Below are 18,676 nucleotides of genomic sequence, written 5' to 3'. Positions count from 1 at the left end.
CGGCTTCAGCGAATCGCGTACAGCAGCGCGTCTTCGGTCCGGCAGTCGCGCACCACGTCCCGGCCACAGGGAACCGGTTTCAGGCTGTTTGACAGGCAGATGCGCACCTCGGCGATGTAGCGGCCGTTGCAGGTCACCGTCAGCATGTCGCGTTCCAGGTTCGGATTGGCCTTCAGAAACGCCTCTTCCACCACCCGCGCGGGCAGTTGGACCGTCCGGTCAAGCCGCCGGAACACCTCGGGCCGGACCACGCTGTCATAGGCCTCGCGCGACAGGTCGAAATAGTTCTGTGCGCTCAGCCCCGTACAGGTGCCGTGTTTCTTCCACTGATGCCAGGCAAGGCCCGAACTGCCCTGAATATCGGCCATTTCCGCCGTCATCCGGCGCGAGGGTGGCGTCTCGGAGGTGCGGCAGTATGAGGGCCAGCCATACTGATACTGCGGCCAAAGCCCGTGCAGGATCCAGCCATAATCGTGGCGCGGGTTACACTGGTCCTCGCCCCGCGCGTCGCCCGTGGTCTCGCACCAGTTCGGCGACCAGCTGAGCGACAGCACGTAATAGTCGAACTGGCCCGCTTTCTCGCCATCGGCCAACACCGAAACAGCGCTCAGAACCCACAGAATCAACCAGCGCATTCGCTCTTTCCTTATCTGCCCGGCCCGACTATATACAGCCGGAGTTCCCCGACAACGGAAACCGCCCCAAGACCCCGGGGCAGCCGAATTCCGGCGACGGGAGAGATGTATTCGCAAGGAGACAAGCCATGGCAAAACCTTTGATGGCCAAGGCGACCGCCGTCTGGCTGGTTGACAACACGACGATCAGCTTCAAGCAGATCGCCGATTTCGTCGGCATGCACGAGCTGGAGATCCAGGGCATCGCCGATGGCGACGTGGCTGTGGGCGTCAAGGGCTTTGACCCGATCGCCAACAACCAGCTGACCCAGGAAGAGATCGACAAGGCGCAGAACAACCCGCTGCACAAGCTCAAGCTCAAGTTCAATCCCGCTGCCTCGGGCGAAGAAAAGCGCCGCGGCCCGCGCTACACCCCGCTGTCCAAGCGTCAGGACCGCCCGAACGCGATCCTATGGCTGGTCAAGTTCCACCCGGAACTCGCCGACGGCCAGATCGCCAAGCTGGTCGGCACCACCAAGCCGACGATCCAGTCGATCCGCGAGCGGACCCACTGGAACATCTCCAACATGCAGCCCATCGACCCGGTTGCGCTGGGTCTGTGCCGTCAGTCGGAACTGGACTCTGTCGTGCAAAAAGCCGCCGCCAAGAAGGCCGCCGAAGGCGGCGTGATGAGCGACGACGAGCGCCGCAAGCTGGTTTCGACCGAACAGTCGCTGGGCATGGAAACCTCGCCCCGCATCCCGACCGCCATCGAAGGGCTGGAGAACTTCTCGCTCTCCGAGCCGATCGACACCAGCGATGACGACGATGACGATCACGGCCCCATCGTGGATGCCGACAGCTTCTTCAACCTGCCCAAGGGCGGCGATCACGACGAAGAAGACGACGACGATCCGCGCTACTGACCCGATATGCCCCGGCCCACTGGCCGGGGTTCTCGCTTGTAAGATCCCATGCTTGATATTCTGTCCAAACTGCTTGGCCCGCACCGCGCGGTATCGGTCTATGCCTTCTTCCAGACCCGTGGCGCTTTCCTGGCGGCGGCGGCTCTGATCCTGGCAATCCTGCTCACGCTGTTCTTCTTCGGCAAGGGCGAGGAAGAGCACGAGCACGAGGCGTTCCTGACCCTCGACGTGCTGTCGGCGGTGGCTGTCAATGGTGACCTGAACAAGGGCGCCGTGGTCTCGGTCCGGCTGCCCGATGGGAATGCCATCTCGATCTCCACCACCGACGGGCCGATTGCCAACACGATCACCACCACCGCCTGTGTCGAAAAACGGGTCTACGTCACCAGTCGCGAGGCGCGGTACCGGCTGAAACTGCCCCAGCATTGCGCAGGGCAGTAACCGGGCTCAGATCATCTGGAACAGGACACCGGCGATCACCGCACCGGTGATCCCCAGCCCCAGATACAGCGCAAAGACCCTTGGCTTGACCAGCGACCAGACAGCCGCCATCGCGGGGACCGAACTGACCGCGCCCGCCACCATGAATGCCATCGCCGCGCCCACCGTCATCCCCTGTTCGGTCAGCCCCGCCAACAGCGGCGGCGCGACATACGAGTTCAGATAGGCCGGCATGCCCACCAGCGCCGCGATGACGATCGGCAACAGCCCCTCGCCGCCCACCAGCCCGGCGATCACCTCGGCCGGAACGTACTGAACCAGCAGCGCCTCGATCACATAGGCCAGCGCCAGCCATTTCAGCAGGAACAGCGCGTTGCTCAGAAACTCCTGGCGAAACACGGCGATCCGGTCGGCTTCGGTCCAGAACCGCCACACCGGCGCAACCGGCTTGGGCGTGCCGCAGCCGCAGCAGCCAGACCGCTTGTAAACCCGCAGCGGATCGGCCAGCGCACCGCCCCGCGACAGCGCCCGCACCACGAACCCGCCGAACAGGCCCAGCCCCACCGCCGCCACCGCCTTGCCAATGGCAAAGGGCCAGCCCAGCGCGCCCGCCGTGATCAACAGCGTCGGCGGGTCAATCAGCGGCGAGCTCAGCCAAAAGGCCATCACCGCCGACAAGGGCGCCCCCAACGCCAGCAACCCAGCAACAAACGGGATCACTTCGCAGGAACAGAACGGTGCCAGCCCCCCGAACAGGGCCGCCAGCAGGATCATCCGCGTCTCGCGCCCCTCAAAGGCGCGCGCCACCAGCACCTCGGCCCCCGTCGCCTTGAGATAGGCCAGGAGCAGCACCGCAAACAGGATGTATTGCGCGGTATGTCCCAGAGCCCGCACTGCAAACACCGAAACGGTACTCAGGTTCTGCGGATCCAGCACCGCTACCGCCACAAGCAGCGCCGCGCTCAACGCCCAAGGGGTTTTCAACGCCGCCCGGACGCGGCGAAATGATCCGACCGTGGGTTGCGCCAGATCAGCCATGTTCCGTCTCCTTCTCCGATACAACCCCCTGATCGACGCAGCACTCGGCCAGGATGAAACGTGCCAGCGCATCCAGACGCTCGTACGAGGCGCGGTTGATCGTGGTCCGCCCGATACGCTCCTGTTCGATCACGCCGCCTGAGGTCAGCGCCTTCAGATGATGCGCCAGGGTCGAGGCTGGAATCCCCGTCCGTTCCTGAATTTCCCCCACCGAAAGCCCCGGTTGCCCGGCCCGGATCAGCACGCGCAGCACCTTCAACCGCGCCTCCGACCCCATGGCGTTAAATCCCTCGGCCGCCGTTTTCCACATCGTCGTCACCTCATTTAAACCATAAAACTAGTTATATAGATTAATTGAGTCGCGCAAGTCCTTTCTGCCTGACCGGCATAAGGCCAGTTCGATATCACTCCTGACGCCAACAGGGGAAAATGCTTGCTATGCCGCGATAAGTCCAAATTGTACCTGACATAAGTCCAAGCTAGGCTGACCCCATGGCCATTCCCGTCGAAACCTTCTTTCTCAAGCAGGGCGCCCAGGGCACCTTGCAGGCACAGATCCAGCAGATGATCGCCGAGGGCATCCTGTCGGGCCGCTTCCACATGGGAGAGAAACTGCCCTCGTCGCGGCGGCTGGCCACCCATCTTGGCGTCAGCCGGATCACGGTGACGCTGGCCTATACCGAGCTTCTGGCCAACGATTATCTCACCTCCCGCGGGCGCTCGGGTTATTTCGTGTCCGAAAACGCCCCGATCCCGCCCAGCTACGCGCCCCCCCTGCGCGACCAGGAAACCGTCGATTGGAACCGCGCCATCGCGCGCAAGTTCACCGGCGGCGATACGCTCCAAAAACCGGCGGACTGGCGCAGCTACCGCTATCCGTTCATCTATGGTCAAGCCGATCCGACCTTGTTCGATCACGCCAACTGGCGGCTCTGCGCCGTGCGCGCGCTGGGACAAAAGGATTTCGCCTCGCTCACTGCCGACTACGTGGACCAGGACGATCCGCTGCTGATCGAGTTTATCGCACGCCACACCTTGCCCCGGCGCGGCATTTCGGCCCGACCCGAAGAGATCCTGATCACGCTGGGCGCCCAAAATGCGCTCTGGCTGGCGGCCCGGGTACTGCTGAACCGGCGCCGCAAGGCCGCGATCGAAGATCCCTGTTACTATGCCTTACGCGAATTGCTGATCCAGTCGCGCTGCAATCTGGTTCCGATCCGGGTCGATCTCGACGGTCTCCCGCCCGAGGAGATCCCCGACGATACCGACGTGATTTTCACCACGCCCAGCCATCAGAGCCCGACCACCGCCACCATGCCGGTTTCGCGGCGGCACCGGCTGCTGGAACGCGCCCGCGAAATCGACGCGATGATCGTCGAGGATGATTACGAGTTTGAACTGGCATTCCTGGGGTCGCCCTCTCCCGCGCTGAAATCTTTCGACAGCGACGGGCGCGTGATCTATGTCGGCAGTTTCTCGAAATCGCTCTTTCCGGGGCTGCGGCTGGGCTACATGGTGGGATCCGAGCCGTTCATCCGCGAGGCGCGCGCGCTGCGCGCGCTGGTGCTGCGCCACCCGCCCGGACATATCCAGCGCACGGCCGCCTATTTCCTGTCGCTCGGCCATTACGACACCCAGATCCGGCGCATGTCCTCGGTGCTGCTGCAACGGCGGCGGGAGATCGAACGCGCCATCGCGGAAAACGGTCTGACCATTTCCGGGCGCGGCGTCTATGGCGGCTCGTCGCTGTGGATGCAGGCGCCCGTCGGGGTGGATTGCGGCGCGCTGGCCATGTCGCTGCGCGGCGAAAGCGTTCATATCGAACCGGGCACCACCTTCTTTTCCGGCTCGGACAGACCGACGAACTATTACCGGCTCGGCTATTCTTCGATCCAGACGGACCGCATCGCGCCGGGTATCGAGCGCATCGCCCGCGCCATAGAGCGTCACGCCGGACCCAACTGGCATTAAGATGCCGGGCTTTCTGGCCCTAACGCCCACCTTACCCTTGCGCCTAAACCTGACTCCAATCTGCCGATGCCCGGAAGGACACTGGCCCCTGTCAATCGCATGGAGTGCGTTCTTATGAAAATGACGACCGAGGAAGCTTTCGTCAAAACCCTTCAGATGCATGGGATCGAGCATGCGTTCGGGATCATCGGTTCGGCCATGATGCCGATCTCGGACATTTTCCCGGCCGCAGGCATCACCTTCTGGGATTGCGCACACGAAGGCAGCGCCGGCATGATGGCCGACGGCTATACCCGCGCCACCGGCAAGATGTCGATGATGATCGCCCAGAACGGTCCGGGCATCACCAACTTCGTCACCGCTGTCAAAACCGCCTACTGGAACCACACGCCGCTCTTGCTGGTCACCCCGCAGGCGGCCAACAAGACCATCGGCCAGGGCGGCTTCCAGGAAGTCGAGCAGATGAAACTGTTCGAGGACATGGTCGCCTACCAGGAAGAGGTCCGCGACCCCACCCGCGTGGCCGAGGTTCTGAACCGCGTGATCATGAATGCCAAGCGCGCCAGTGCCCCGGCCCAGATCAACATTCCGCGGGACATGTGGACCCAGGTCGTCGACATCCAGCTCCCCGCCATCATCGAATTCGAACGCCCCTCGGGCGGCGAACAGGCGGTGGCGCAAGCGGCCGAACTGCTGTCGAACGCCAAGAACCCGGTGATCCTGAACGGCGCCGGCGTGGTGCTGTCCAAGGGCGGCATCGCCGCCTCCAAGGATCTGGCCGAGCGTCTCGATGCCCCGGTCTGCGTCGGTTACCAGCACAACGATGCCTTCCCCGGCTCGCACCCGCTCTTTGCCGGGCCGCTGGGCTACAACGGCTCCAAGGCGGCGATGGAACTGATCAAGACCGCCGACGTGGTGCTCTGCCTCGGCACCCGTCTGAACCCGTTCTCGACCCTGCCGGGCTACGGCATGGAATACTGGCCCGCAGATGCCAAGATCATCCAGGTCGACATCAACCCCGACCGCATCGGCCTGACCAAGAAGGTCTCGGTCGGCATCATCGGGGACGCGGCCAAGGTGGCCCGGGGCATCCTGGCCCAGCTCAGCGACACCGCCGGTGACGAAGGCCGCGCCGCGCGCAAGGACCGTATCGCCCAGACCAAATCGGCATGGGCCCAGCAGCTCTCATCGATGACCCACGAGGATGACGATCCGGGCACCACCTGGAACGAGCGCGCCCGCGCCGCCAAGCCAGAATGGATGAGCCCCCGCATGGCATGGCGCGCGATCCAGGCGGCGCTCCCGCGCGAGGCGATCATCTCCTCGGACATCGGCAACAACTGCGCCATCGGCAACGCCTATCCCGACTTTGACGAAGGCCGCAAATACCTGGCCCCCGGCCTCTTCGGCCCCTGCGGTTACGGTCTGCCCGCGGTTGTCGGCGCCAAGATCGGCTGCCCCGACGTTCCTGTTGTCGGCTTCTCCGGCGATGGTGCCTTTGGCATCGCGGTCAACGAACTGACCGCCATCGGTCGCGGCGAATGGCCCGCCGTCACCCAGGTCGTGTTCCGCAACTACCAGTGGGGCGCCGAAAAGCGCAACTCGACCCTGTGGTTCGACGACAACTTCGTCGGCACCGAGCTGGACGAGCAGGTCAGCTATGCAGGCATCGCCAAGGCCTGCGGCCTGCAAGGCATCGTGGCCCACACCATGGACGAGCTCACCGCCGCCCTGGCCAAGGCCATCGAAGATCAGAAGGCAGGCAAGACCACCCTGATCGAAGCGATGATCAATCAGGAGCTCGGCGAACCCTTCCGCCGCGACGCCATGAAGAAACCGGTTCGCGTCGCAGGCATCGACAAGGCCGACATGCGGCCTCAGCAGGTCTGAGCGCAACAGGGGCCCCGGGTGATGACACGAACGCCAATTGATCTTTTGCTGTCTGAACCCCCGGCCCGGCGCGCCACCGTCGCGCTGAGCGAAGGCAGCGATCCCCGCGTTGTCGCGGGGGCGCTGGCGGCCCGTGCGGCGGGGATCGCGGATGTGATCCTCGTCGGCCAGACCGCCGCGATCCAGACCGAGCTTCAAGCGCAGGGCGCGGCCGAAGGTGATGGCCTGTCCATCCACGATCCGGACAGTTCAGCCCTCACCGCCGGATTTGCGGCCGCCTATCACGACCTCAGGCGGCACAAGGGCGTCAGCGAGGCCGACGCGCTTGCCGCCGTCCGCACACCGCTTGTCTATGCCGCCATGCTGGTGCGCGCCGGTCACGCGGCGGGCACGGTCGGCGGCGCGGTTGCCACCACCTCGGACGTGGTGCGCACCGCCATTCAGGTGATCGGCGCTGCGCCCGGTGCCGCGATGGTCTCCAGCTTCTTCCTGATGTACCCGCCCGAGAGCGCCACCGCCCACGCCCGCGCGATGCTCTATTCAGACAGCGGGCTGGTGATCGACCCGTCGTCCACGGAACTGGCAGCCATCGCCGCCGCCTCTGCCGCCTCGTGCCGGGCGCTGCTGCGGCAGGAACCGAAGATCGCCATGCTGTCCTTCTCCACCATGGGCAGCGCGCGACACCCCAACGTCACCAAGGTCACCGATGCGCTGACCCGGTTGCGCACGGATCACCCCGATCTGGAGGTCGATGGCGAATTGCAGTTCGATGCCGCCTTTGTGCCCACGGTCGGCGCGTCCAAGGCGCCGGGCTCGCATGTGGCAGGGCAGGCCAACGTGATGATCTTCCCCAATCTCGACGCGGGCAACATCGGCTACAAGATCACCCAGCGCCTTGGCGGATACACGGCCATTGGTCCGGTTCTGCAAGGATTGGCAAAACCGGCCAACGACCTGTCGCGCGGCTGCGTTGCCGGTGATGTCACCCAGATGATCGCCGTCACGGTTCTGCAAGCCCTGGCGCAGGCGTAATGAAAGAACAACACCACCCAGAATTGCAGTTTTGCGGAAAAGGGTTTCGGGAAGTTTGAATTTGCAAGAAAATTGTCGTCGGATGGGGTGATCTGCCCTAGCGTGTGGAACGACAGAACAGGGAAACCCGAATGATCCACCAGCAACCAAAGCTCGACACCTCGCCCAAGGTTTCCGACGAGGTGCGAAAAACCACGTGCTACATGTGCGCCTGCCGCTGCGGCATCAACGTGCACATGAAAAATGGTAAGGTCGCCTATATCGAGGGCAACCGCGACCATCCGGTGAACAAGGGCGTGCTTTGTGCCAAGGGCTCCGCCGGGATCATGCAGGTCAATGCCCCCTCGCGCCTGCGCGCGCCGCTCAAACGGGTGGGCCCGCGCGGCTCGGGCGAGTTTCAGGAGATCACCTGGGACGAGGCACTGGAAATCGCCACCGGCTGGCTGAAACCGATCCGCGAGAACGATCCGTCGAAACTGGCCTTCTTCACCGGACGCGACCAGTCGCAAAGTTTCACCAGCTTCTGGGCACAGAATTTCGGTACCCCAAACTATGCCGCGCATGGCGGCTTCTGCTCGGTCAACATGGCGGCGGCGGGCATCTACACGATGGGCGGCGCCTTCTGGGAATTCGGCCAACCCGACTGGGATCATACCAAGCTGTTCATCCTGTTCGGCGTGGCCGAGGATCATGACAGCAACCCGATCAAGATGGGCATCGGCAAGATCAAGGCGCGCGGCGCGCGGGTGGTCGGCGTCAACCCGATCCGCTCGGGCTATAACGCGGTGGCCGACGACTGGTACGGGATAACGCCCGGCACCGACGGGCTGCTGATCCTGTCGTTGATCCATGTGCTGATGAAGGCGGGCAAGATCGACCTCGACTATCTCGCCCGCTACACCAACGCACCCTGCCTGGTGATCGAGAACCCGGGTGCCGAGGACCACGGCCTGCTATTGCGCGACGCGGACGGCAAGGTCCTGGTGATCGACCGCGCGACTGGCGAACTGGCCCCCTTCGACCGTCCCGGTGTGCGCCCGGACCTGACCGGAACCCATGTACAAAACGGCCAAACCTGCCACACGGTGATGCACAAAACGGTCAATCGCTACCTGTCCGAAGAGTACACACCCGAAGCCGTGGCCGACCGCTGCGGCATCCCCGCCGCGCGCATCCGCGCGCTGGCCGCCGAGATCGCCCGCGTCGCCTTTGACGAAGCGTTCGAGATCGAACAGGAATGGACAGATTTCCGGGGCGAGACCCACAAGGTGATGAAGGGCCGCCCGGTCTCCTTCCACTCCATGCGCGGTATCTCGGCCCATGCCAACGGCTTCCAGACCTGCCGCGCCCTGCACCTGTTGCAGATCATGCTCGGCACCGTCGAGGTGCCCGGCGGCTTCCGCTTCAAACCGCCCTATCCCAAACCGGTCGAGGCGCACCCCAAACCCCATTGCAAGGTCACGCCGGGCACCCCGCTCGACGGCCCGCACCTGGGATTTGTGCGCGGGCCCGAGGATCTGGCGCTCAAACCCGACGGCAGCCCGGCGCGCATCGACAAGGCGTTCACCTGGGAAAATCCCATGTCTTCTCATGGGCTTATGCATATGGTGATCTCAAACGCCCATGCCGGCGATCCCTACAAGATCGACACGCTGTTCATGTACATGGCGAACATGTCCTGGAACTCGACCATGAACACGCGCGGCGTGATCGACATGCTGACGGACAAGGACGAGAGCGGTGAATACGTCATCCCTCGAATCATCTATTCCGATGCCTATAGCAGTGAAATGGTCGCCTATGCCGACCTGATCCTTCCCGACACCACCTATTTGGAACGGCACGACTGTATCTCGCTGCTCGACCGCCCGATCTGCGAGGCGGACGGCGCGGCGGACGCGATCCGCTGGCCGGTGATCGAACCCGACCGCGATGTGCGCGGCTTTCAGACGGTGCTGGTGCAACTGGCCAACAAGCTGAAACTGCCCGGGTTCACCGATGAGAACGGCGCGGAGAAATACACCGATTACGCCGATTACATCGTCAACCACCAACGCAAACCCGGCATCGGCCCGCTGGCCGGTTTCCGGGGCGAAGCGGGCGACAAGGCCGGGCGCGGCGAGGTCAATCCCGATCAGCTCGACCGCTATATCGAGAACGGCGGTTTCTTTGTCGAACACGTGCCGGACGGGGCGCAGTATTACAAACCCTGGAACGCGGCCTATCAGGACTGGGCCGTCGGCATGGGCCTCTACGACAGCCCGCAACCCTACCTGTTCCAGCTCTATTCCGAACCCATGCGCCGGTTCCAACTGGCGGCCGAAGGCCATGGCGAGCGCCAGCCACCGGACCACTTGCGTACCCGGATCAGCCAGCGGCTGGACCCGCTGCCGATCTGGTACGAGACCGATCAGCACGGTAACGAGGGCTACACCGTCAACGCCCTGACCCAGCGCCCCATGGCCATGTATCACAGCTGGGGCACCCAGAACGCCTGGCTGCGGCAGCTGCACGGGCGCAACCCGCTTTATGTTCCGACAAAAATCATGCGCGAACAGGGGCTTGAGGATGGCGATTGGGCGCGAGTCACCTCACCTCATGGACAGATCGTGGTGCCAGTGATGGAGATGGCCGCGCTCAATGACAACACCGTCTGGACCTGGAATGCGATCGGCAAGCGCAAAGGCGCCTGGGCGCTGGAACCGGACGCGCCCGAGGCCACCAAGGGCTTCCTGCTCAACCACCTGATCCACGAATTGCTGCCGCCCAAGGGCGACGGGCTGCGCTGGGCCAACTCCGACCCGGTGACCGGTCAGGCGGCCTGGTTCGACCTCAAGGTGAAAGTCGAAAAGGTGGCAGGCCCCGAGGAAATGACCGAGAGCCAACCGGCCTTCGACCCGATCAAGTCGCCTGTCGGAACCGGCCCGAAAACCCTGGCTTGGAAGGTAGGTGAATGACCCAACTCCCCCAATCCACCGACCGCAAGATGGGTCTGGTCATCGACCTGGATACCTGTGTCGGCTGCCATGCCTGCGTGATCTCCTGCAAGGGCTGGAACACCGAGAACTACGGCGCGCCGCTCAGCGATCAGAACCCCTATGGTGCCGATCCGTCAGGCACCTTTCTGAACCGGGTGCATTCCTACGAGGTGCAGCCGCCCGAGGGGCACGCCCAGCTGATCCATTTTCCGAAATCCTGCCTGCATTGCGAGGACGCGCCCTGTGTCACCGTCTGCCCGACCGGCGCCAGCTATAAACGCTCCGAGGACGGGATCGTGCTGGTCAACGAAAGCGACTGCATCGGCTGCGGGCTCTGCGCCTGGGCCTGCCCCTATGGCGCGCGCGAACTGGATCTTGCCGAAGGGGTGATGAAGAAATGCACCCTCTGCGTCGACCGCATCTATAACGACAACCTGCCCGAGGTGGACCGGGTGCCGTCCTGTGTGCGCACCTGCCCGGCAGGTGCGCGCCATTTCGGCGATCTGGGCGACCCGGACAGCGCGGTGTCGCAACTGGTGGCCGAACGCGGTGGCATGGACCTGATGCCGGAAATGGGCACCAAGCCCGTCAACAAGTACCTGCCGCCCCGGCCCAAGGACCGGATCGAGGATCAGATCGACATCTTGGCGCCGCTGCTGGCGCCGGTGGCCGAAGAACCCAAAGGGTTCATCGCCTGGCTCGACAAGGCCCTGGAGAAACTCTGATGCATCCCGCTCCTTCCGTCATCATCTTTACCACCTTGTCCGGACTGGGCTTTGGCCTTCTGGCCTTTCTCGGCCTTGGCCTGCCGAATGTATCGGGCTGGGTGGCCTTTGTCTTCTTCGCCATCGCCTATGGTCTGGCCGTCGGCGGGCTTCTGGCCTCGACATTCCACCTCGGCCACCCCGAGCGCGCCTGGAAGGCGTTCAGCCAGTGGCGGACAAGCTGGCTGAGCCGCGAAGGCTGCTTTGCGGTCGCGGCGCTGATCGTCATGGGGCTTTACGCCGTCGGCGTCATCTTCCTGGACCAGAGCTGGGGCCTGCTGGGCTGGCTGGGCGCGGCGCTGTCGCTGATCACTGTGTTCACCACGTCGATGATCTATGCGCAGCTCAAGACCATTCCGCGCTGGAACATGAACCTGACGCCAGCGATGTTCTTGTCCTTCAGCCTGGCTGGCGGCGCGCTGCTGGCCGGCCAGAACACCGCCGCAATCGTTCTGCTGCTGATCGCGGGTGCGGTGCAACTGGCCTACTGGAAACAGGGCGACACCGCGCTGGCCAACTCCGGCACGAATATCGGAACCGCGACCGGGCTGGGATCGCGCGGCAAGGTGCGCGCCTTTGAGCCGCCGCATACAGGATCCAACTACCTGCTGCGGGAATTCGTGCATGTCGTCGGCCGCAAACACGCGGCAAAGCTGCGGATGATGGCCTTGGGCTTTGGCTTTGTCCTGCCGCTGGTGCTGTTGCTGGTGCCGGTGCATGACGTGATCGTCAAACATCTGCTCGCCCTGATTGCCGTGATCGCACATCTGATCGGCATCGCCACGTCGCGCTGGCTGTTCTTTGCGCAGGCGGAACATGTGGTCGGGCTCTACTACGGCAAACGTTAGCCTGCACGGCAACGCCTCGATTTGAGTATTTTTGACCAGAAAGAAGCAGTAGTCCGGCGCCCAGTGATCGGGCGCCGGTTTTTTTCCGGCTTTTAAAGCAGCCCGGCGTGCTTCATCGCCGCGTCGATGGCGGCCTTGGTGCTGTCTTCGAGACCGGTCAGGGGCGAGCGGACCTCTTCGCTGCACAGGCCCAGTTTCGACAGGGCATATTTGGCGCCGACCAGACCCGGCTCGATAAAGATCGCCTCGTGCAGGGGCATCAGCCGGTCCTGATAGTCGAGCGCCTTGGCGTAGTCACCGGCAAGGGTGGCCTGCTGGAACTCGGCACAGAGCCGCGGCGCGACGTTGGCGGTGACCGAAATACAGCCCACCCCGCCATGCGCGTTGAAGCCCAGCGCGGTGGCATCCTCGCCCGAGAGCTGGATGAAGTCCGGGCCGCAGGCGGCACGCTGCTGGCTGACCCGGGCCAGATCGCCGGTGGCATCCTTGACGCCCACAATGCGTGGCAGCCTGGCCAGCGCGCCCATGGTCGCGGGTTTCATGTCGATGACCGAGCGGCCGGGGATATTGTAGATGATGATCGGGATATTGGCGCAATCGTGCAGCGCGGTGAAATGCGCGATCAGCCCGCGTGCGGTCGGCTTGTTGTAATAGGGCGTCACCACCAGGGCCGCGTCGGCGCCGACCTTTTCCGCGAACTGGACAAAGCGGATCGCCTCGACCGTGTTGTTCGACCCCGCGCCCGCGATCACCGGCACACGACCGGCGGCGGCCTTGACCACTTCGGCCACGACGGTTTCGTGTTCCTCATGTGTCAGCGTCGGGCTTTCGCCGGTGGTGCCAACGGGAACCAGACCGGTCGATCCTTCGCCGATCTGCCACTCGACCAGACGTTTGAGCGTGTCCAGGTCCAGCTCGCCGTTGCGGAACGGGGTGACGAGTGCAGGCATCGAGCCTTTGAACATGGAAAATGCTCCCTAGATTGCATGGCAAACGGGCAATTGCCCGCCGGTTCCTCACAAGGGCGGGAATGTGATTTGATCCCGACCGCGCAAGGTTTAACGTGAAAGGCTCTAGCCTTGGTTCGACAGGAAATGCAAGGGATGACCCGTCTTCCGACCGCCTTGGCGGCCATGATTTTCTGGTGTCTCACGTTTGTGGCCCCGGTTTGGGCGGATGCGGCGGCGAATCTGCGCGCAGCACTGCGCGAGATGCGCGACGAAAACTGGACCGAGGCGCTGGAGATCGCAGGCGCGCGCGGGTCGGTGTCGCGGGATCTGATCGTCTGGCATTGGTTGCGCCGCAGCTATGGCACCGATGGCGATGCGCTGGTGTTTGCCGAAAGGCGCGCGGACTGGCCCGGCATGGACTATCTGCGCAAGCAGTCCGAGCCGCAGTTCACCAATGCCGATCCCGACCGCGTGCTGAAATTCTACGCAGGTCTGCCGCCGCAAAGCGCCGAAGGCGTTCTGAACTACGCGGTTGCACTGATCGCCAAGGGACAGCGCGGCGATGCCGAGGCCGAACTGGTCAAGGCCTGGCGCACCCTGCCGATGGGGGCCGGATTGCAGAAGGATTTTGTCGAGAACTTCGGCAAGCTTTTGCGACCGCATCACGAGGCGCGTCTGGACCGTATGCTGTGGGAGGGCTACACGATCAGCGCCCGGCAGATGCTGTCCCTGGTGGACGAGGATCACCGCAAACTGGCGGCGGCCCGCATCGCGCTCAAGGATATGGAGCCCGGGGTGGATACGTTGATTGCGGCCGTCCCGGCAAGTCTGGCCGATGCGCCGGGGCTGGCCCATGACCGGTTTGTCTGGCGCGACCGAAAGGAACTGGACGACAGTGCCATCGAGTTGATGCTGGAACGGTCCACCAGTGCCGCCGCGCTGGGCGAACCCGACAAATGGGGCAACGCCCGCGCCCGGCTTGCCCGGCTGCTGATGCGTCAGGACCGCAACGAGCAGGCTTACAAGGTGGCGGCGCTGCATTTCATGACCCCCGCGATGGGATACACCTATGCCGAACTGGAATGGATCGCGGGCTATATCGCGCTGGCCAAGCTGAACGATCCCACCACGTCCGTCGCACATTTCCAGCGCTTCGATGCGGCGGTGACCTCGCCGATTTCCAAGGGGCGGTCGGGCTATTGGCTGGGCCGTGCCTATGCGGCACTGGGCGAGGCGGACAAGGCGCATGCCGCCTATGCGATCGGGGCCGAAAACCAGACCTCGTTCTATGGCCTGTTGGCAGCCGAACGGATCGGGCGGCCCTTTGACCCGACGCTCAGGACACCGCCAAAGAACCCGCCCTGGCGCGATGCGCCGTTCATGACGTCCAGCGTGCTGGAGGCTGGATTGCTGTTGCTTCGGGCGGGAGAACTGGACCTTGCCGAACGCTTCCTGACCCACCTGGCCGAGAGCCTGGACCAGCAACAGGCCTCGCAACTGGCCGAGATGGCGATGGACATGGGCGAGCCGCATCTGGCGCTGATGATCGCCAAGCGCAAGGCGCAAGAAGGGGTGGTGCTGGCCGGGGCCTATTACCCTCTGCACCCGGTGGCTGACCTGAAACTGCCCATGGCGCCGGAAATGGTGCTGTCCATCGCCCGCCGCGAAAGCGAGTTCGACCCGGTGGTGATCAGCGGCGCAGGCGCACGCGGGCTGATGCAGGTGATGCCTGCGACCGCGCGGCTGGTGGCCGATGGCCTGGGCATTCTGGGCGGGCACTCGACCGACAGCCTGACCCGGGACTGGCAATACAATGCAAAGCTGGGCGCCAACTATCTGGCCGGGCTGGCGGGCGATTTCGACGGCAACGTCGTGATGATGGCCGCAGGTTACAACGCCGGTCCCAATCGTCCCATCAGCTGGATGGAGCGGTTCGGCGACCCGCGCAGCGGTACCCCCGACATTGTCGACTGGATCGAGCACATCCCCTTCGAAGAAACCCGCAATTACATCATGCGGGTCACCGAAAGCCTGCCGGTCTACCGCGCCCGGCTGGGGCAGGAGCCGCTGCCGATCCCGTTCTCAGCCGAGCTTGCCGGCGCGACGCTGCGCGCGTTCGCGCCATAGGGTGAACAGGCCCGCGGCGACGATCAGCGTGGCGCCGATGATCACGGCGCTGCGCAGGGTCTCGCCAAAGATCGTGATCCCCAGGATCGAGGTCCACATCAGGTGGAAATAGGCAAAGGGTTGCACCGCGCTGGCCTCGGCCATCTCGTAGCACTTGATCAGCAACCAGTGCCCCATGGCACCGGTAACGCAAAGAACCGCCATCCAGCGCCAATCTGCGGCACTCATCGGCTCCCAGAACCACAGGCCGACGGCCGTCATGGCGACGGCACCAACCGTACCGGTCCAGAAGAAACTGGTCGCGGTACTGTCCTGCCGCGCGACATAGCGGGTCAGCAGGCCGTAAAGCGCGAACATAAAGGCCGAAATTAGCGGCACGATGGCCCAGGGGTTGAACACCCCCATGCCCGGCTGAAGAATGATCAGCACGCCGACCAGCCCGACACCAATGGCGCTCCACCGCCGCCAGCCAACCTTTTCGCCCAGAACCGGCCCCGACAGGGCCGCCACCAACAGCGGATAGCAGATAAAGACCGCCATGCTCTCGATCAGGCCCAGCACGGTAAAGCCAAAGACGGCGACACAGATTTCACCGGCCAGCAGCAGGCCGCGAAAAATCTGCATTCCAGGTTGGCCGGTCCGCACCGCCGCGCGCAGACCGCCGCGCGACCGCGCCGCCAGGGCGATGACAAAGGCAGCAAAGAACCAATAGCGGATCATCACCACCATGTAGGTATTGTAGCTCGACGCCAGATGGCGAGAGATCCCGTCTTGCAGCGCGAACACCACCGTCGCCGCCAGCATCAGCGCGATGCCTGCGGGAATGTTGTTCTGTTGTACCCGCATCGTTGCCGCTGTCATGCCTTCAGACCTTGTGTCATGTGACGTTTCCGCCCGTATCCCGGGCTGCGGGTCACGGTGAACCCCGCCGCTTCCAATCCGCGCCGAACGAATCCTGCCGCCGAGTATGTCGCAACAGTGCCCCCGGGCGCTGTGTGGTTTGCGACATGGGTCAGTAATTCCTGTCCCCAGAGCTCCGGATTCTTGGCCGGGGAAAACCCGTCCAGAAACCAGGCGTCGGCAAGACCGTCCCAATCGGGCAGCGTCAGGCGCGCATCGCCTTCGACAACCGTCAGGTGCAGGGTGCCAAGATCGCAAGCGCCACCTTTCCACGTCTCCAGAAACCGCGCCGCCCAGGGTGCAAGTTCGGGAAACACCGCCAGCGCCCGGGCCTGATCCGCGACCGCCATCGGAAAGGCCTCGAAACTGGTAAAGCGCAACGGGTCGCTTCGCCCCGCGCGCTCCCATTCCGACCAGACAGTCAGCATGTTGAGCCCGGTGCCGAACCCTAGCTCGGCAATGTGAAATCCGGGCGCGAAGCGTGCCGGCAGGTCATTGCCCGCCAAAAACACATGCCGCGTTTCCTCCAACCCGTTCTGAAGCGAGAAATAGGGGTCGTCGAACTGCTCCGACACCGGCACCCGGTCCTCGGTCCAGCTCAGTTTCGCTTGCTGGTCAACCATGCGAATATCCCCTACGAAATCGGCGCGACACTGGCGAAAGGGACAGGCGATGGCAATGGCCGATGTGACGATACGCGGGGCGGGGATATTCGGCCTCTCCATCGCATGGGCCTGCGTGTCGCGCGGGGCGCGGGTGCAGGTGGTCGATCCGTTCGGACCGGGGGCCGGGTCCTCGGGCGGCTTGGTTGGCGCGCTGGCCCCGCATGTGCCGGAAAACTGGAACGCCAAGAAGGCGTTCCAGTTCGACAGCCTGATCATGGCGGAAGGGTTCTGGACCGGGGTCGAGGCGGCAGGCGGCGTGTCCCCCGGCTATGGCCGCACCGGGCGCATCCAGCCGCTGGCCGATGACCGCGCCGTGGCTCTGGCGCATGAGCGGGCAGAGAAGGCCCGCAGCCTGTGGCAGGGGCGAGCCGAATGGCGGGTCTGTCCGGTTGGCGAGATGGGCGGCTGGTGCCCGCCCTCGCCCACCGGGCTGGTGGTGCATGATACGCTCAGCGCCCGGATGCACCCGCGCCGGGCCTGTGCCGCGCTGGTCGCGGCATTGGTGACGCGCGGGGTCGCGGTACAGGTCGAGGCACCTGACCGGGGGCAGGTGATCCACGCCACCGGCATCGCCGGGCTGGAAGAGCTGAACCGCGCGCACGGGCGCACCGTGGGCACCGGAGTCAAGGGCCAGGCCGCGCTCTTGCGGTTCGATGCCGGGCGACAGGCGGCGCAGCTCTTTGCCGATACGGTGCATATCGTGCCCCATGCGGATGGCACGCTAGCAATCGGCTCCACCTCTGAACGCGACTATGACGACCCGACCAGCACCGATGCGACGCTGGACGCGGTTCTGGACCGCGCGGTGCAGGCGGTGCCGCTGTTACACGGGGCCGAGGTGATCGAGCGGTGGGCTGGCGTGCGCCCGCGCTCGCGCTCGCGTGCGCCGATGCTGGGGGCGCATCCGCTTTTTCCCGGCCAGTTCATCGCCAATGGCGGCTTCAAGATCGGCTTTGGCATGGCGCCCAAGGTGGCCCAGGTGATGGCAGATCTGGTGCTGGAGGGGCGCGACAACATCCCTGACGATTTCCGCCCACAGGCCTCGCTGTGACCTTTGGCACACCCTATCAGATCGCCCCGGACAGCCCGCAGATCGGGGCGGTCCTGTCCCTGATCCGGGGTAGCTTCGCCTTCATGGACGGCCGGATCGACCCGCCCTCGTCAATGCACCGGCTCACCGAAAAGACGGTCGCGGATCATGCGGCACGGCACGAAATCTGGGCGCTGGGCACACCGCCGCTCGCGGTGGTTTTCCTGACGGCCAAACCGGGGCGGCTCTATCTCGGCAAGCTGGCGGTGGATGCGTCCATGCGCGGCCAGGGTCTGGCCCGCCGGCTGGTGACCCAGGCCGAGGTCCGCGCCCGCGCGCTGGGCCTGCCGGTTGTCGAGCTGGAGACACGGGTCGAACTGGTGGAAAACCATGCCGCCTTTGCCAGGCTGGGATTCGTAAAGACCGGAGAGTCCGCACATCCCGGTTACGACCGGCCCACCTCGATCACCATGCAAAAGGCAATCGCCTGAGGCGCGTCACC

At 64.4% G+C, this 18,676-nt stretch carries 17 protein-coding genes; 11 read left to right on the top strand and 6 right to left on the bottom strand.

Features of this window, described 5'->3' with window-relative positions; translation table 11 throughout:
* Positions 1-5: 5 nt before the first annotated feature.
* Positions 6-635 (bottom strand): ribonuclease T2, encoded by a 630-nt coding sequence (locus OEZ49_RS06470; protein ID WP_263387537.1) that lies wholly within the window; start codon positions 633-635, stop codon positions 6-8.
* A gap of 128 nt (positions 636-763) precedes the next feature.
* Between OEZ49_RS06470 and OEZ49_RS06465 the strand changes: the two genes are divergently transcribed.
* The gene (locus OEZ49_RS06465) at positions 764-1,540 is read left to right on the top strand and encodes a DUF1013 domain-containing protein (protein WP_263387536.1); all 777 of its coding nucleotides are present in this window, start codon (positions 764-766) and stop codon (positions 1,538-1,540) included.
* Between the two features lie 48 nt (positions 1,541-1,588).
* Positions 1,589-1,981, top strand: coding sequence for a hypothetical protein (locus OEZ49_RS06460; RefSeq protein ID WP_263387535.1), 393 nt, complete (start codon positions 1,589-1,591; stop codon positions 1,979-1,981).
* Positions 1,982-1,987: 6 nt separating this feature from the next.
* Here OEZ49_RS06460 and OEZ49_RS06455 read toward each other — a convergent pair whose 3' ends face one another.
* Together OEZ49_RS06455 and OEZ49_RS06450 are read right to left on the bottom strand one after the other, a co-directional pair.
* Positions 1,988-3,019, bottom strand: coding sequence for a permease (locus OEZ49_RS06455; RefSeq protein WP_263387534.1), 1,032 nt, complete (start codon positions 3,017-3,019; stop codon positions 1,988-1,990).
* A complete protein-coding gene (locus OEZ49_RS06450) occupies positions 3,012-3,329 on the bottom strand; it encodes an ArsR/SmtB family transcription factor (RefSeq protein WP_263387533.1) in 318 nt (105 codons plus the stop codon). Before OEZ49_RS06450 ends, OEZ49_RS06455 begins: the two co-directional genes overlap by 8 nt.
* 182 nt (positions 3,330-3,511) lie before the next feature.
* Between OEZ49_RS06450 and pdxR the strand changes: the two genes are divergently transcribed.
* From pdxR to OEZ49_RS06420, 6 genes are all read left to right on the top strand, one after another.
* The gene (gene pdxR, locus OEZ49_RS06445; RefSeq protein ID WP_263387532.1) at positions 3,512-4,990 is read left to right on the top strand and encodes a MocR-like pyridoxine biosynthesis transcription factor PdxR; all 1,479 of its coding nucleotides are present in this window, start codon (positions 3,512-3,514) and stop codon (positions 4,988-4,990) included.
* Between the two features lie 114 nt (positions 4,991-5,104).
* Complete coding sequence (gene xsc / locus OEZ49_RS06440; protein ID WP_263387531.1) at positions 5,105-6,880, top strand: sulfoacetaldehyde acetyltransferase; 1,776 nt, start codon at positions 5,105-5,107, stop codon at positions 6,878-6,880.
* 21 nt (positions 6,881-6,901) lie between these two features.
* Positions 6,902-7,912, top strand: a complete 1,011-nt coding sequence (pta, locus tag OEZ49_RS06435) for a phosphate acetyltransferase (RefSeq protein ID WP_263387530.1) — start codon at positions 6,902-6,904, stop codon at positions 7,910-7,912.
* A gap of 131 nt (positions 7,913-8,043) precedes the next feature.
* Positions 8,044-10,869 carry a molybdopterin oxidoreductase family protein gene (locus OEZ49_RS06430; RefSeq protein ID WP_263387529.1) on the top strand — a complete coding sequence of 942 codons (2,826 nt, stop codon included), beginning with the start codon at positions 8,044-8,046 and terminating at the stop codon, positions 10,867-10,869.
* Positions 10,866-11,615 carry a 4Fe-4S dicluster domain-containing protein gene (locus tag OEZ49_RS06425; RefSeq protein ID WP_263387528.1) on the top strand — a complete coding sequence of 250 codons (750 nt, stop codon included), beginning with the start codon at positions 10,866-10,868 and terminating at the stop codon, positions 11,613-11,615. The genes OEZ49_RS06430 and OEZ49_RS06425 overlap by 4 nt, the downstream gene beginning before the upstream one ends.
* Complete coding sequence (locus OEZ49_RS06420; RefSeq protein WP_263387527.1) at positions 11,615-12,502, top strand: dimethyl sulfoxide reductase anchor subunit family protein; 888 nt, start codon at positions 11,615-11,617, stop codon at positions 12,500-12,502. The genes OEZ49_RS06425 and OEZ49_RS06420 overlap by 1 nt, the downstream gene beginning before the upstream one ends.
* A 92-nt stretch (positions 12,503-12,594) precedes the next feature.
* On the opposite strand, the gene dapA is transcribed toward OEZ49_RS06420, so the two are convergent.
* Entirely contained in the window at positions 12,595-13,467 is an 873-nt protein-coding gene (dapA, locus tag OEZ49_RS06415; protein WP_263387526.1) for a 4-hydroxy-tetrahydrodipicolinate synthase, read from the bottom strand.
* A 138-nt stretch (positions 13,468-13,605) separates the two neighbouring features.
* Here dapA and OEZ49_RS06410 point away from each other — a divergent pair, with 138 nt between their 5' ends.
* Complete coding sequence (locus OEZ49_RS06410; RefSeq protein WP_263387525.1) at positions 13,606-15,579, top strand: lytic transglycosylase domain-containing protein; 1,974 nt, start codon at positions 13,606-13,608, stop codon at positions 15,577-15,579.
* Here OEZ49_RS06410 and OEZ49_RS06405 read toward each other — a convergent pair.
* Both OEZ49_RS06405 and mnmD read right to left on the bottom strand, forming a co-directional pair.
* On the bottom strand, positions 15,535-16,440 hold the full coding sequence (locus OEZ49_RS06405) for a DMT family transporter (protein ID WP_263387524.1): 906 nt from the start codon (positions 16,438-16,440) through the stop codon (positions 15,535-15,537). The genes OEZ49_RS06410 and OEZ49_RS06405 overlap by 45 nt on opposite strands.
* On the bottom strand, positions 16,437-17,102 hold the full coding sequence (gene mnmD / locus OEZ49_RS06400) for a tRNA (5-methylaminomethyl-2-thiouridine)(34)-methyltransferase MnmD (RefSeq protein ID WP_263387523.1): 666 nt from the start codon (positions 17,100-17,102) through the stop codon (positions 16,437-16,439). Before mnmD ends, OEZ49_RS06405 begins: the two co-directional genes overlap by 4 nt.
* 49 nt (positions 17,103-17,151) lie before the next feature.
* Between mnmD and OEZ49_RS06395 the strand changes: the two genes are divergently transcribed.
* Positions 17,152-18,195 (top strand): NAD(P)/FAD-dependent oxidoreductase, encoded by a 1,044-nt coding sequence (locus tag OEZ49_RS06395; protein ID WP_263387522.1) that lies wholly within the window; start codon positions 17,152-17,154, stop codon positions 18,193-18,195.
* Positions 18,192-18,665 (top strand): GNAT family N-acetyltransferase, encoded by a 474-nt coding sequence (locus OEZ49_RS06390; RefSeq protein WP_263387521.1) that lies wholly within the window; start codon positions 18,192-18,194, stop codon positions 18,663-18,665. Before OEZ49_RS06395 ends, OEZ49_RS06390 begins: the two co-directional genes overlap by 4 nt.
* The last annotated feature ends 11 nt before the right edge of the window (positions 18,666-18,676 follow it).

It is taken from the genome of Ruegeria marisflavi (assembly GCF_025673445.1).
Classification (GTDB): domain Bacteria; phylum Pseudomonadota; class Alphaproteobacteria; order Rhodobacterales; family Rhodobacteraceae; genus Ruegeria_B; species Ruegeria_B marisflavi.
Note: the sequence above shows the minus strand (reverse complement) of the source record. Positions and strands in the feature narration are given on the sequence as shown.

What these genes read in the sequence shown, in the direction of transcription:
- OEZ49_RS06395 (WP_263387522.1), top strand. Translation starts at nt 17,152, where the DNA reads ATGGCAATGGCCGATGTGACGATACGCGGGGCGGGGATATTCGGCCTC.
- OEZ49_RS06425 (WP_263387528.1), top strand. Translation starts at nt 10,866, where the DNA reads ATGACCCAACTCCCCCAATCCACCGACCGCAAGATGGGTCTGGTCATC.
- OEZ49_RS06465 (WP_263387536.1), top strand. Translation starts at nt 764, where the DNA reads ATGGCAAAACCTTTGATGGCCAAGGCGACCGCCGTCTGGCTGGTTGAC.
- mnmD (WP_263387523.1), bottom strand. Translation starts at nt 17,102, where the DNA reads ATGGTTGACCAGCAAGCGAAACTGAGCTGGACCGAGGACCGGGTGCCG.
- OEZ49_RS06410 (WP_263387525.1), top strand. Translation starts at nt 13,606, where the DNA reads ATGACCCGTCTTCCGACCGCCTTGGCGGCCATGATTTTCTGGTGTCTC.
- xsc (WP_263387531.1), top strand. Translation starts at nt 5,105, where the DNA reads ATGAAAATGACGACCGAGGAAGCTTTCGTCAAAACCCTTCAGATGCAT.
- OEZ49_RS06430 (WP_263387529.1), top strand. Translation starts at nt 8,044, where the DNA reads ATGATCCACCAGCAACCAAAGCTCGACACCTCGCCCAAGGTTTCCGAC.
- OEZ49_RS06450 (WP_263387533.1), bottom strand. Translation starts at nt 3,329, where the DNA reads ATGTGGAAAACGGCGGCCGAGGGATTTAACGCCATGGGGTCGGAGGCG.
- pta (WP_263387530.1), top strand. Translation starts at nt 6,902, where the DNA reads ATGACACGAACGCCAATTGATCTTTTGCTGTCTGAACCCCCGGCCCGG.
- pdxR (WP_263387532.1), top strand. Translation starts at nt 3,512, where the DNA reads ATGGCCATTCCCGTCGAAACCTTCTTTCTCAAGCAGGGCGCCCAGGGC.
- OEZ49_RS06470 (WP_263387537.1), bottom strand. Translation starts at nt 635, where the DNA reads ATGCGCTGGTTGATTCTGTGGGTTCTGAGCGCTGTTTCGGTGTTGGCC.
- dapA (WP_263387526.1), bottom strand. Translation starts at nt 13,467, where the DNA reads ATGTTCAAAGGCTCGATGCCTGCACTCGTCACCCCGTTCCGCAACGGC.
- OEZ49_RS06420 (WP_263387527.1), top strand. Translation starts at nt 11,615, where the DNA reads ATGCATCCCGCTCCTTCCGTCATCATCTTTACCACCTTGTCCGGACTG.
- OEZ49_RS06455 (WP_263387534.1), bottom strand. Translation starts at nt 3,019, where the DNA reads ATGGCTGATCTGGCGCAACCCACGGTCGGATCATTTCGCCGCGTCCGG.
- OEZ49_RS06460 (WP_263387535.1), top strand. Translation starts at nt 1,589, where the DNA reads ATGCTTGATATTCTGTCCAAACTGCTTGGCCCGCACCGCGCGGTATCG.
- OEZ49_RS06405 (WP_263387524.1), bottom strand. Translation starts at nt 16,440, where the DNA reads ATGACAGCGGCAACGATGCGGGTACAACAGAACAACATTCCCGCAGGC.